Annotated in this window: 13 protein-coding genes and 2 pseudogenes; 7 read left to right on the top strand and 8 right to left on the bottom strand. The window is 65.6% G+C overall.

What is annotated here, in order from left to right; translation table 11 throughout:
* Window positions 1–75: 75 nt before the first annotated feature.
* The gene (locus tag ACFY2B_RS26365; RefSeq protein ID WP_390765548.1) at window positions 76–870 is read right to left on the bottom strand and encodes a DJ-1/PfpI family protein; all 795 of its coding nucleotides are present in this window, start codon (window positions 868–870) and stop codon (window positions 76–78) included.
* Between the two features lie 175 nt (window positions 871–1045).
* Here ACFY2B_RS26365 and ACFY2B_RS26370 point away from each other — a divergent pair, with 175 nt between their 5' ends.
* On the top strand, window positions 1046–1477 hold the full coding sequence (locus ACFY2B_RS26370) for a MarR family winged helix-turn-helix transcriptional regulator (RefSeq protein WP_390765549.1): 432 nt from the start codon (window positions 1046–1048) through the stop codon (window positions 1475–1477).
* Window positions 1478–1551: 74 nt separating this feature from the next.
* On the opposite strand, the gene ACFY2B_RS26375 is transcribed toward ACFY2B_RS26370, so the two are convergent.
* The 5 genes and pseudogenes from ACFY2B_RS26375 to ACFY2B_RS26395 all read right to left on the bottom strand — a co-directional run.
* The gene (locus tag ACFY2B_RS26375; protein ID WP_390765629.1) at window positions 1552–2031 is read right to left on the bottom strand and encodes an ISAs1 family transposase; all 480 of its coding nucleotides are present in this window, start codon (window positions 2029–2031) and stop codon (window positions 1552–1554) included.
* A gap of 37 nt (window positions 2032–2068) precedes the next feature.
* Window positions 2069–2542 carry a hypothetical protein gene (locus ACFY2B_RS26380; RefSeq protein WP_390765550.1) on the bottom strand — a complete coding sequence of 158 codons (474 nt, stop codon included), beginning with the start codon at window positions 2540–2542 and terminating at the stop codon, window positions 2069–2071.
* A gap of 277 nt (window positions 2543–2819) precedes the next feature.
* Window positions 2820–4040, bottom strand: a complete 1221-nt coding sequence (locus ACFY2B_RS26385; protein WP_390765551.1) for a Dyp-type peroxidase — start codon at window positions 4038–4040, stop codon at window positions 2820–2822.
* Between the two features lie 212 nt (window positions 4041–4252).
* Window positions 4253–5143, bottom strand: a complete 891-nt coding sequence (locus ACFY2B_RS26390; RefSeq protein ID WP_390765630.1) for a heme o synthase — start codon at window positions 5141–5143, stop codon at window positions 4253–4255.
* A gap of 417 nt (window positions 5144–5560) precedes the next feature.
* Window positions 5561–5934, bottom strand: a pseudogene (locus ACFY2B_RS26395) (transposase); the annotation flags it as partial.
* On the opposite strand from ACFY2B_RS26395, the pseudogene ACFY2B_RS26400 reads away from it, so the two are divergent.
* Window positions 5933–6178, top strand: a pseudogene (locus ACFY2B_RS26400) (IS5/IS1182 family transposase); the annotation flags it as partial. The pseudogenes ACFY2B_RS26395 and ACFY2B_RS26400 overlap by 2 nt on opposite strands.
* A gap of 70 nt (window positions 6179–6248) precedes the next feature.
* Here ACFY2B_RS26400 and hemQ read toward each other — a convergent pair.
* The gene (hemQ, locus tag ACFY2B_RS26405; RefSeq protein ID WP_390765552.1) at window positions 6249–6929 is read right to left on the bottom strand and encodes a hydrogen peroxide-dependent heme synthase; all 681 of its coding nucleotides are present in this window, start codon (window positions 6927–6929) and stop codon (window positions 6249–6251) included.
* A 413-nt stretch (window positions 6930–7342) separates the two neighbouring features.
* Here hemQ and ACFY2B_RS26410 point away from each other — a divergent pair, with 413 nt between their 5' ends.
* Window positions 7343–7807, top strand: a complete 465-nt coding sequence (locus tag ACFY2B_RS26410) for a hypothetical protein (RefSeq protein WP_390765553.1) — start codon at window positions 7343–7345, stop codon at window positions 7805–7807.
* 632 nt (window positions 7808–8439) lie between these two features.
* On the top strand, window positions 8440–8739 hold the full coding sequence (locus ACFY2B_RS26415; protein WP_329536203.1) for a hypothetical protein: 300 nt from the start codon (window positions 8440–8442) through the stop codon (window positions 8737–8739).
* A 140-nt stretch (window positions 8740–8879) separates the two neighbouring features.
* On the opposite strand, the gene ACFY2B_RS26420 is transcribed toward ACFY2B_RS26415, so the two are convergent.
* Window positions 8880–9860: a GlxA family transcriptional regulator gene (locus ACFY2B_RS26420; protein ID WP_390765554.1), complete on the bottom strand. Its 981-nt coding sequence runs from the start codon at window positions 9858–9860 to the stop codon at window positions 8880–8882.
* A gap of 128 nt (window positions 9861–9988) precedes the next feature.
* Between ACFY2B_RS26420 and ACFY2B_RS26425 the strand changes: the two genes are divergently transcribed.
* From ACFY2B_RS26425 to ACFY2B_RS26435, 3 genes are all read left to right on the top strand, one after another.
* Complete coding sequence (locus ACFY2B_RS26425) at window positions 9989–10954, top strand: NADP-dependent oxidoreductase (RefSeq protein WP_390765631.1); 966 nt, start codon at window positions 9989–9991, stop codon at window positions 10952–10954.
* A 30-nt stretch (window positions 10955–10984) separates the two neighbouring features.
* Window positions 10985–11305, top strand: a complete 321-nt coding sequence (locus ACFY2B_RS26430) for an NIPSNAP family protein (protein WP_390765555.1) — start codon at window positions 10985–10987, stop codon at window positions 11303–11305.
* 74 nt (window positions 11306–11379) lie between these two features.
* Window positions 11380–12366, top strand: a complete 987-nt coding sequence (locus ACFY2B_RS26435) for an SMP-30/gluconolactonase/LRE family protein (protein ID WP_390765556.1) — start codon at window positions 11380–11382, stop codon at window positions 12364–12366.
* The last annotated feature ends 137 nt before the right edge of the window (window positions 12367–12503 follow it).

A 12503-nucleotide genomic window follows, 5' to 3' on the forward strand; every position in this document is an offset into this window, starting at 1 on the left:
CCGCACGTCCACCATGCACGTCGAGCTTGACAGCGTGGCGTTGTCAGGTTCGACGTGCGGAGCCGGGGAGCGCGGTCAGGTGTTGATGACGCCGGCGCCGGGGCGGGCGTTCTCGTCCGATTCCGCCTGCGAGCTCGTTGCTGCACGCTGCTCCAACAGGTGCGACACAGCGTTGCGGAGCTCGGTGTCGGGCTCGGCCATGAAGCGTGTGCGCAGTGCCACGATCTCGGGGCCGGCGCTCTCGGGTGATCCGGCGTTGAGCGGCGGCTCGGGGTCGTATTCCATGACGAGCTGGGCGAACTTCGCGGCCTTCTCGCCCAGGGTGTGAGCGACGATGGTGAGCCCGAAATCGATTCCTGCGGTCACACCGCCACCTGAGAACCTGTTGCGGTCGATGCACACACGTTCCGTCGATACTTCGACGCCCATCCGTGCCAGCTGGTCCCTGGACGCCCAGTGCGTGGCTACGCGGTAACCGTCGAGGAGTCCGGCTGCCGCAAGGACGAGCGGACCGTTGCACACCGCCGTGATGTACGAGGCAGTCGCACCGCGATCCGACAGCCATGCGATGGTGGCCGGGTCGAGCATCGGCTTGTACACCATCCCGCCACCAGGAACGAACAGGATGTCGAGCTGCTCAGGGCAGTCGTCGAAGGTGGTCGTGGGAGCGATGGTCATGCCGCCGTCGTCCGAGAGGACAGGGTCGAGGGTCTCGGCCACGAGGTGGACCTTCATGCCCGCCAGTACAAAAGTGGTGTATGGACCAACAAGGTCGAGCGCGGTGTGTCCCTCGTAGAGAAGGATGCCGACTTCCAGTGGCTGCGCATCGCCTGTCAGGTGGTCGGGCCAGTTCGTCGCGTGGTCCGTCATTTTGAAGCCTCCGAGATTCAAACGCTTGTAGTGTTTCTGCCGTGACGCTGTGAGGTCCCCGGGCTGGCGTACTCCCCACGCGGGTTCGATCCACCGCGTCGTCCGCCGACAACTGGAGCTTGCCTCATCTGCCAGTTACAGTCAAACTGAAACTCTCGTGATCGAATGAGGTCCCGTGACCATCCCGCCCCAGCCCACCAGTACCGCCTTCCTGCTCGCAGCCCTCGGCAGGCGCGTGCGCAGCGACGTCGAACACGCACTGAAACCGACCGGCTACACCCTGCGCCACCTCGCCGCGCTCGGGCATCTGCGTCGCGAACCCGGCCTGTCCTACAGCGAGTTGGGGCGCCGGGCAGGGATCACCGCCCAGAGCGCTCAGGCCACCGTCCGTCACCTTGAGGAAAGGGGGGCCGTCGAGCGGCGCACCGAAGCAGGTCGCGGCCGCACCGCCGAACTCCACGTCACCGAAGACGGCATGCGACTGCTCGTCGCCGGCCAGGATGCCTACGCCGCGGCCGACGCGGGCCTACAGGACGCACTCGGTCCTGACGCCTGCCGCGATCTCACCGGCCTGCTGCTCCAGGCGCTCTCCGCTCGCACCGGCTGACCCTGCGCGCGACATGCGGCGAGCCGTCACCGCGACGCTTGGTGGTTGAGGCGACGCACTCGGGCTGCTCAGAGTCATCTCAGGGGCAGTGCCGTGGATGCGAGTGCAGGGAACTGCTCGCGCTCGACCATCGACGGGCAGTCAAGCAGGGCGCTGGTGACCAGCTCCACCAGGCGCCCGCGCGCCGCGCGGCCAGGATCGCTCTCGCTCGTAGTGGGCGAGGGTGATGTCGGGCCAGGGCGGACGCGGCGCACCCGGTCGAACAGGGTGGGGTGGTCGGCCTTGACCTGGGTGATGTAGTGGGCGCCGCGTTCGGGGAACCAGGTGCCGCGGGCGTGCTGGGTGTGCAGGGCATCGGCGGTGATCACGGTGCCGATGACGTCGAGTGGGTCCAGCAGCGGGGCGAAGGCGGAGATCTCGTTGCTCTTGTCGGCGACCTGGTGCTGGGCGCGGACGGTGCCCGTGTGGTCCATCGCGGCGAGCAGGGTGACGTACGTGGTGGTGGCGGTGCGCGAGCCGCGCAGGGCTTTGCCGTCGACCTCGATCGCCTGCAGTCCGGGGCCCGTTTGCTTGCCGGCTACCGGCTACCGGCTACCGGCTTGGCACTTCATGGGATGGGATGAGGGGTTTACCGTCAGGTTTCATGACGTACCAGTTGCCGCCGTTCAGAAAGACGTCCTGTCCGCTGTGTTCGCCAGGTGTCGTATCGGCAGCGTACCGGTAGAGCGGCCAGCCGTGGTAAGTAACGACGTAACCGCTGGGGGGTTTGGGTAGAGTACCCAATTGGCTTCCGTCAACGCCGGCGCCAGCTGCCGGGGACGCGCCGTCGACGGCCATGAGCGGGGGCCAGATCGTCTCGCAGCCGAACGTGCAGCTGACTGTCGAGGCGTTGTCTGGCTCAAAGATATAAAGAACGCTTCCCTTGCCGTCGACGAGTATGTTGCCGAGATCTTTAGTGTCTAGAACTGCAATGGCTGACGCGCGAGCATCAGCTTTCGCCGAGTCGTGGCCTGTGCAGCCGACGAGTGTGGCGAAGAGGCCCACAGCTATTACGGCCGAGAACAAGCGGTGTGTAGACGCTGGCATGCCTACAGCCTTTCTGTCAGTTGCATGAGGGAAGAATCAGTGACCGTGGCCCAGGCCAAGAGGGTTAGTCGAGTGGGATAAACGGAACGCAGGCTCGCGGCGACGATCAGCTGACGGAGTTCAGATACGTCGAAGCCTAATCGGAAAGCCGCTTGGCGACACAGTCAACTGGGATTTATTCACCGAGGAGGGTTCTGGCAAGTAAGCTCATTCGTCTTGGGAGGAGCGACGCAATACTGAGTGCGTTACTTCGAAATTAACTCAGCAGGGATCGCCCATACCAGTCGTGCTTCCCGGTAACACCGGGCAGGATCGCGAATAGCGCACTGGATTTGGCCACTGTGAAGCGTGCGAGGGCATCTGATGTGGCCAGTCGTTGCTGTACCGGGATGAAACTGGTGAGGGGATCGGCCTGGTAGGAGACGAAGATCAGGCCGGCGTCCTCGTCGGCCGCGGTGCCACTTGCCTGCCCTATGGAGTAGGAATAAGATCGCCGGAGCATTTCTTCACCGCCTCGGCGGTGCGCCGCAAGGCGGATATGGGCATCCACCGGGATGGTCGGTGCTCCGGACGGGTCTGTAGCGTTCAGGTCGACCGGATCGGACTCTTTGCGCCCACCGAGCGGGGCTCCCGACGAGATGTATCGGCCTACCGCACGGTCCCGTGTTTTCGACCCGGCGCTTTCCCATGCACTCAAGAGCATGCGGAATCGGCGTACGACGACGTAGCTTCCGCCTGTCATCCATGCTGGCGAAGCCGCGTCGATCCAGACTGGTCCGCCGTTGGATGTACGACTGACGGTGATGTTGTTGGTGCCGTCGATCTGGCCCATGAGATTCCGGCCGTTGCTGCTACTGGTCGAGGAGGTAGCACCGCGGAAGCCATTCATCTGCCAGCGGGGCCGCAGGACACGCTTGGCAGCCGCGCGGACGGCACGCACAGCGCCTCCGAGATACAGGGCATCGTCCGAGCAAAGCTGCACGAAGACCGCGCCGTGTGAGGCTGCGACTTCGAGCTCGTCGCCGGGGAACAACGGCAGGTCGACGAGTGAAGGCGGGCGCTGTATGCCAAGTTGATCGAGGGCGGTGCCTCCGAGCCCGACGGTCATGGTGAACTTTCCTGGCGCTGAGCCGGTAGACACCAATGATGGGTCGACTGAGGTGTCCCCCCTCATCAGTGCCGCCGCAAGAGCCGTCCACGCGCGCATCACGTCCGCCAGGTCGGACTTCGCCGCCGAGGTTTTCAGGTCGAAGGCGAGGAAAGCCGCATTGCTCGGGGGCGGATCGGCGATGCCAGGCTGGTGGGCGCCGAAGAACGGAATGGTGGAGGGCGTATGGGGCGTCGGCGACGGCTCCGCTTGGCCTGTCCCATTGCGGGAGAGTTGCGTTCCGGCGGCAGTTCCGACTGCTGCAGCGCCCAGAGTGGCGGCGGCGCTGCCGGTCAAGAATCTGCGGCGGGTACGTTCTTGCTCGTTCATCAGTCAGATATTCCTGTTTGTGCGTAAATGGCCGTCGTGATCATGGCAGTATGCGTGACCCTGATGAGGTGGAGCGATAGGTGGTCTCAGGCATTTGTGTCTGCCGCCGGTATCTTGTCCAGCAGTTTGGTGAAAGTGGCCGAGAATCGCCAGGTAGTGTGATTCCACGGAAACAGTCGTGAGTTGACGAAGGACTGGTCATTTCGTGAGTCTCAGAGTCTGAGGAGTGGATCGACAGCTACTGCGGCGAACAGCAATGCGAGATACGCATTTGATGCTGCAAACATTCGCATTGGTCGAGGCGAAGCTGCCGCTCGACGGGCGGCAACCTGAAACCGAAGGGCCTCCCATACGAACCATCCCCCACCGGCTACAGCTATTGCTGAATAAATCCAATTCATTCCGGCAATGGGAATGAGGAGAATGGAGGTTACGGCGGTCGCGACGGCGTATGCGGTTACTTTTTTGGCCACGTACTCGATGCTTCGGACTGCGCCGAGCATGGGGACGTTGACACGGCGGTAGTCCTCGCCGTACTTGACGGACAGCGGCCAATAATGCGCCGGGGTCCAAAAGAAAATCACGAGAAAAAGCGTTACCGCCGGCCACGACACGGTCCCTGTCTCCGATGCCCAGCCAATGATCACAGGGAAGCAGCCGGCGATTCCGCCCCACACGATGTTTTGCTCGGTGCGGCGCTTGAGGGTCATGGTGTACACGACGACATACCATAGAATCGCGCAGACAGACAGTACAGCGGCCAGGTAATTTACCAGGAAACAGAACCAGACCGTCGAGGAGATTGCCAGGAGCCAGGCGAAGATCAGGCCGGACCGCGGTGTCACCTCTCCGGTTACCAAAGGGCGGCCAGATGTGCGTTTCATCCGGGCATCCATGTCTCGGTCCAGGTACATATTGAAAGCCGAGGCGCTGCCTGAGCTTGCCGCTCCACCGATGAGCGTCACTACGACGAGCGACAAATTTGGCAAGCCGCGATGAGCCAGAACCATGGTCGGCGCAGTCGTGACAAGCAGGAGTTCCATCACTCGCGGCTTTGTCATGACAACGTAGGCGCGGATACGTAGAAATATCCTATGCGCAATTGCGACTGACGTATCGCGGGCGAGCTGGGATGCGAGTGGTTTGCCCCGGTCTTCTGCTTTTCGAACCTCCGTTGGCACACCACTTTGTCGAGTCTCTCCGCCGCTCACAACGGCCTACCTTTCCGGCGTAGGGCAGCAAGCCTCGCGGCTGCTCCCGCGTCGGCTCTCGATCTGCGCAACTTGCAGTCTAGCTGTAGGTGTGACGGGTCATGGACGGGGGCCGATGATCCGTGCTGTCACGGCCGACAAGCAGAGCGCTGAGACAGGGCCGTTGCCGCCGCCCGGTACGCGCGGAGTGGGCTCCATCCCGATCATCCCGATCGCGAGCCGACTGACGTCAGAGGACGGACGGCGTGGAGGACCTTCGTGATGCCGGTCGCTTTGAGCGGCGTCGCCTGGATGATCTGTTCCAAGGGGTCAGTGATCGAACGCGGTCAGCGACCGTAGGACTTGCTGTCCTGTGTGGGCGTTGTGCCATATCGCCGCGGTCAGGGCGAGGATGCGCTGCATGACACGGGTGACGACGCCGGCGGGCGTGCGTCCGCGGTGACGTTCGAGGTCGAGTCGGCCCTTGAAGGTCTCGTTGACCGACTCGATGACCTGCCGCAGTGGCTTGAAGAGATGTGCGCCGGGTCGCCCCCGTTCGCCTTTGTGTGTCGGCCGCAGCAACTGGGCGCCTTGTTCGGCGAGTTCGCGTTCGAGGGGGACGCCGAGTAGTTCTTGTCGCCGGTCAGTGTCTGGCCGGGACGGTGGTGGAGGAGGTCGGGTTCGGCGGCGAGGAGGTCGAGCAACGGCTACGACTACGACCACCTGCGGAAATGGCTTCGCGAGCGTCGCATCCGTCGCCGTATCGCCCGCAAGGGCATCGAGCCGTCCACACGGCTCGGCCGCCACCGCTGGGTCGTCGAAGGGACGGTGTCCTGGCCGGCGGGATGCCGCCGCCTGCTCCGCCGCTGCGAACGCAAGGCCGAGCGCTTCCGGGCCTTCGTCGGCATAGCCGCAACCCTCGTCGCCCATCGTCGACTCACCAGGTGAAACAACGTCTTAGCCCGCTGCCTGTGGATCTGACGACGCTGACAGCACGGCGGGGAGCGGCTCAGGTCGCTCATGCACCAAGTAGTTCGTACAGCTCGTAGAGCTCAATTCGCCGACCTGTAAAGAACGGTGTTTCTTCACGCACATGCAACCGTGCCCGTGTGGCGCGGAGTGTCCGCATCATGTCCACGAGGTCAATCGGATCGTCAGCTTCAAGCGGAAGGATCCACTCGTAGTCGCCGAGGGCGAACGCCGAGACTGTGTTCGTCAGCACCGAGCGGTACGCCGCCCCAGCACGACCATGCTCGGCAAGGAGGTCACGTCGCTCTTCCTCAGGAAGCAAGTACCACTCATAACTCCGGTTGAACGGGTACACAGTGAGCCACCTGGCCGGCGGAACACCCCTTATGAAGGCTGGTACATGGTTCCGATTGAACTCGGCCTCGCGATGGACCCCCATCGCGTGCCATACCGGCTTCAGTCCCGTGAACACTTGCTCCTGTCGCAGTACGCGCGCAGCCGACTGCAGTCGTTCCGGGTCTGCCCCGTGCAGCCAGATCATCAAGTCTGCTCCAGCTCGCAGACCTGATACGTCATACATGCCTCGCAGGACCACGCCGTCCGAGGAGACGGCGTCCAAGACGGACGAAAGGCTGCCCATCGCCCTCTCGTCGACCACAGGGCGCTCGTCCCCGACGCTGTAGACGTTCCACAGCGTGAAGGCAGGCCCAGCTGTTTCGTTGTCGCTCACGAGAATCTCCTTGGTCCAGATGAGGGGGCGCCGGCTGCGCGGTGCCGGCGGTGGTCTCTGGCCGTACCACTTCGAGGCGCGTGCCGCGGGCGGACGGGGAAGCAGGCGCCTCAAGTGTGCCTGCGTCCAGACGCCAACCTACAGCATGCCTGAAAGTACCCCTGGGTGGCCTCCGGGGCTGCGGTAGGTGCTATGTTTCAGGTGGGCTGCAAGTTGCTTAGGGGTGGCGTCTGGGCGCCGGGAACGCCGTCATCTCTTCTGGTCAGCCTCATCGTGTCGACCCACCCGTAGGACGACAAGCGTTTCTCACTTCACACCGGAGGCCGGCTTCCCGCGGAAATTTCGGTGGTCTGAGTAATAGGAGCGGCAATGTTCATCGTGCACAACGTTCGATCCGCAAAGCACGCCGAATCATGACCAAGATCCTTCTTTCCCTCCATGTCCTGGCTGCCATCATCGCGATCGGCCCTGTATCCGTTGCCGCCAGTATGTTCCCGCCAACTGCCCGCCGTGCCGGGGCGAGCGAGTCGGCCGCTTCCGCAGCGGCTACAGCCCAACTCCTTCACCGCATCTGCCGGGTCTACGCCGGCCTCGGGCTGGCTGTCCCGGTATTGGGGTTCGCCACTGCCTCGTACATGGGCATCCTCGGGAGCGGATGGTTGATCGCATCGATCATCTTGACCGCGGCGGCGGCCGGCCTCCTCGTCATCCTCGTACTGCCCAGCCAGGAAAAGCTCCTCGGCCACATCAGCACCAACGGCACCATCGAGCGATCACATACTGCGCAACTAGCCATGTATACGGGCTTTTTCAACCTGTTGTGGGCGGCGGTCACTGTCTTGATGGTCGTCCGTCCCGGCTCCACTACGGGGGCATGAACATGGTCCGCAATCGCACGCCTCTCAAGATTGCGGCCTTGGTCGAACTCATCTCCCTAGCGGTTCTTCTGGTAAATCTCGCCATGGTGCACAATGCGTCCGTTGCATCCTTGACAGGTCCAGTCCATGGATGTGCGTATTTGGTGGCGATCGGCAGCGTGTTCCGCGATCCGCTGAAGCGAGGTGCAATCGTTGCTCTGGCTTTCGTTCCCGGGGTAGGTGCCACACTCGCTCTGAGGCAGCTCTCCTCTGTCGAGAAACCCGTCGCATCCATCGGGGGCTGAGTGTGCAGCAGCAGCCCTGTCACCGTATGGGCTCTGTGCGGACCTTGCGGTGCGAGGTGTTGTGTTCCTCCTTGCACGTCGGCAGAGCAATAGTCAAGACCTGTGGATCAAGCCCGTGGCGAGCCCCCAGCCTCATTGAGCGGTGTACATCGTGAAGTCGCAGGTCACGGGTCTGGTGTGAATGGTGAATTGGGTACTCGTGCCGGTCGGCGGCCGATGACCATGGCGTAGATCATCGGGCAGGTCTGGCTCCGGCGGGATGCAGGGTTCGGCTGCGCCCACGACCGGCCCCCGGCTACGATCCGTCATCAGGTCGACACGCCGTGAGAAGGCGGGAGGGCGCGGGGGATGCAGGAGCGGCAGTGGATCACCGCCCGCCGGAGCGAACTGGACGCTCTCGCCGATGAGTTGGCCAAGCAGCTCCAGGAGGTCCAGGCCGAGCGGGATGAACTGGCGATCGCGGAGCGGGTGCTGAACCGCGGCCGCGGCGTTGGACCAGGCCGTCAAGCTCACCGGCGACAGCAAGACCGACACCACCAACCGGGCCCTGCAGATTACGCCCACCTGGAGAAAGTCATCCAGGACGGCCGCACCCTGTACACCCGGCCGGCCGGCAGCGACGAGCTCGAGCGCCTCTTCTTCGTTTGAACGCCTTACCGCGGTTCTGTGGTCACGTACCGCCTGGCCGCCACCCCGCCCCGGCGGCCTGGCTCCACACGAGCCGGTCGCCGGGGCGTTCGCCATCGTGACGGCACAAGGGCATGGTCAGCCCTGACCCGGCTGGGTGGTCACCGTGCCGTCATCGGCTCCGGTGCGCTGTGAGCGCGACGGTAGGCCAGGGGTGACAGGCCCAGGTACGTGTGGAAGTGCTTGCGCAGGGCGACGGGGTCGCCGAAGCCGCAGACGGTGGCGATCCGCGCGACGGTCAGGTCGGTGGATTCCAGCAGCAGGCGCGCGTGCGCCAGCCGCTGCTGCGCCAGCCACTTCAGCGGGCTGCTGCCCACCTCACTGCGGAACCGCCGGGTGAAGGTGCGCACGCTCATGTGCGCGTGCCGGGCCATGTCCTCCAGTGTGACCGGCTCGGCCAGCCGGTCCAGCGCCCACTGGCGGGTCGCCGAAGTGGAACGGTCGGTGTCCTGCGGAACCGGGTGCTCGATGAACTGGGCCTGCCCGCCCTCGCGCCACGGCGCCACGACGCAGCGCCGCGCGGCGGCCGAGGCCACCGCCGCCCCGTGGTCCAGACGGACCAGGTGCAGGCACAGATCGATGCCGGCCGCTCCGCCGGCGGACGTCAGGATGCGTCCGTTGTCGACGAACAATACGTCCGGATCGACCTCGACGTCGGGGAACAGCCGCGCCAGCGCGTCACACAGCGCCCAGTGGGTGGTGGCCCGCTGGCCGTCCAGCAGACCGGCCGCCGCGAGCAGGAAGGCCGAGGTGCACAGGCTGACGATGCGGGTTTGCGGCCCTATCCGGTCCAGCGCCGCGGCGAGTTCCTCGGGGAGCGCGCCGGTCGCGAGCAACTGCTCGCTGGGCTCCTGTGTGGCGAGAACGACGGTGTCCGCGGTCTCCAGCGCAGACTCGTCGTGGTCGACGAGGATCCGGTAGTCCTCGCGCGTGCGCACCGGCCGGCCGCCGAGGGAACAGGTGCTGACGGAGTACAGACGGGTCCCATCCGGTTCACAGGCCTCGTTGAACACCCGGGCCGGGATGCCCAGGTCCAGCGGCTGGACTCCGTCGAGGGCGAGAACGACAACACGATGTGTCATGGCCAGAATGGTACGACAGATGTCCTCCCGGCCACTCACCCGCCTCTGCGGGCACACGCCACTGTTTCTTGTGCCGGGACCGCGGTCCCGGCGAAAGAAAGCGTGAGACGGACATGAGCGAGGACAACATGAGTGAGCACACCATGCGGGCAGTCACCATCAGCGAGTTCGGCGGAGCGGAGGTGCTGACCGTCGAGGAGGTCGCGCGCCCCGAGCCGCTGCCGACCGAGGTGCTGGTACGGGTGCACGCCGCCGGGATCAACCCGGTGGACTGGAAGACCCGCGAGGGCCAGGGCATGGCGGGGCTGCAGACGCTCCCGCTGATCCTCGGCTGGGACGTGTCCGGTGTCGTCGAGGAGGTCGGCTTCGGCGTCACCACCCTGAAGGTCGGCGACGAGGTGTACGGCATGCCGTGGTTCCCGCGCGCCGCCGGCGGCTACGCCGAGTACGTGACCGCACCGGCCCGCCAGTGGGCCCGCAAGCCGGCCACCCTCGACCACGCGCACGCGGCCGCCGTGCCGCTGGCGGCGCTGACCGCCTGGCAGACCGTGGTCGGCACCGCCCACGTCCAGGCCGGCCAGCGCGTCCTGATCACGGCCGCCGCCGGCGGAGTGGGCCACTTCGCGGTCCAGTTCGCCCGGCACCTGGGCGCCCACGTGATCGCCACCGCCAGCGAAGCACGCCACCGCTGGCTCAAGGAACTCGGCGCCGACGAGATCATCGACTACACCACCACCCGCTTCGAGGACGTCGTCAAGGACGTCGACGTCGTCATCGACCTGGTGGGCGACGCCCACGACCAGACCAGCACCCGCTCGCTGAAGGTCCTGCGCCCCGGTGGCCTGCTGGTCGCCATCCCGGCCGGTGTCTCCCCGGACCTGGCCCAGGCTGCCGAGGCAGCCGGCGTGCGCGTCACTGCGTACCTGGTCGAGCCGGACGGTCCCGCGCTGGCCACGATCGCAGACCTGATCGAGGAGGGCGAGGTCGCCGTCGAGGTGGAGAAGACCTTCCCGCTGGAGCAGGCCGGCGCGGCCCACGCCCGCGTCGAGGCCGGCCGCACCCGCGGCAAGGTCGTCCTCACCGTGACCGACTGACCTTACCTGCAAACAGTCAGGAGCAGCACCGTGTACTACGAGATCCGCCGCTACCAGGCGCAGCCCGGACGCCGCGAGGAGTGGGTGCGCTACATGGAGGACGTGGTCATCCCGTTCCAGGCCTCGCTGGGCATGGACGTGACCGCCTCCTTCGTCGACGCCGAGGACGAGGACGGCTACGTGTGGATCCGCCGGTTCGAGGACGAAGCCCAGAGCGAGGCCCTGTACACAGCCGTGTACGAGCACGACCGCTGGAAGAACGAGATCGGCCCGGTCGTCTACGACCTGCTGATCCCCGAGAAGTCCGTCGTCACCCGTGTGGTCCCCACCCCGGCCTCACCCCTGCGATGACCTGGCTTGCGGCCGCTTCATCCGCCACCGCACCGCACAGCGCAGCACAACAGCGAAGAGAAGGAACCCAACCCATGAGCAAGAAACTCAACCTCGCTGCGGCCGTAGCTGCCGCAGCGGCCGTCTTCGTGTCGGCCCCCTACGCGTCGGCCGCCGCGGGGCGGGAACACCCCAAGCCCGTCGTCACGGACGTCAAGACCGTGGCCTCGTTCGACTGGTCCGCCGGGGAGGTACCGGAGAACATCACCGTCAACCCGGACAGCACCCTGACGGTCTCGATGCTGGGCAGCTACGCCGGCAAGCGGCCGGAGCTGGTGCGGGTGAGCGCCAACGGGCAGCACAAGACTGTGCTGGTGACCGGCGTCCTTGGTGACGGCTTCACCGGGAACACCCGGGGCAGCGACGGGACCATCTACTACAACGTGTGGTCCAAGGACGCCTCGCGCGCAGGAGTGTGGAAGCTGCCCCCGGGCGGCCACCCCAGCCGCCTCGCGGCCCTGCCCGCGGACGGCCTGCCGAACGGGCTAGCGATCGACCCTTCCGGGCACATACTCTACGTCTCCGACAGCTACAAGGGCACGATCTGGGCCGTCCCGGTCGCAGGGGGCCAAGTCAGAACGTGGCTGACCGACCAGGCTCTCGCGCCGGTCCCGACGGCTTCGATACCGATAGGCGTCAACGGGCTGCGCTACCACAACGGGGCGGTATGGGTCACAAACTTCAACAAAAGCACCCTGCTGCGGGTTCCCGTGACCGCTGCCGGGAAGCCGGGCCGCATCCACCAGGTGACCGGTGGTGAGGTGGGCATTGACGACTTCAACTTCCTCTCTGCCCGCTCCGACATTGTGTTCACCGCGCTGAACACGCAGAACATGGTGGACGTGGTCTACCCGAACGGCACGAAGGTCACCGTGCTCACTGCGGCCGACGGGCTGGCCAGCCCCACCGCCACCGCCGTGCGCGGCCACGAGCTGTACATCACCGACGCCTCGCTTGCCGCCCCGCACCACGCGCAGCTGCAGGGCGGCCGGATCAACCTCGCGGGGTTGCAGGGCAGCTGACCGTGCAGCGCCGGAGCCACGGCCTCACACTTCGCCGCTCCCCGGCCTCGCCGGGGGGCGGCGCCGGCGTGCCGTCCGCACGCCGACCGAGCGCGGCAGTTGTCGCAGTGATCGGCGGTCGCCTGCAGTTGAGGCTG

Origin of the sequence: Streptomyces sp. NPDC001270 (assembly GCF_042896695.1) — a bacterium.
Lineage (GTDB): Bacteria > Actinomycetota > Actinomycetes > Streptomycetales > Streptomycetaceae > Streptomyces.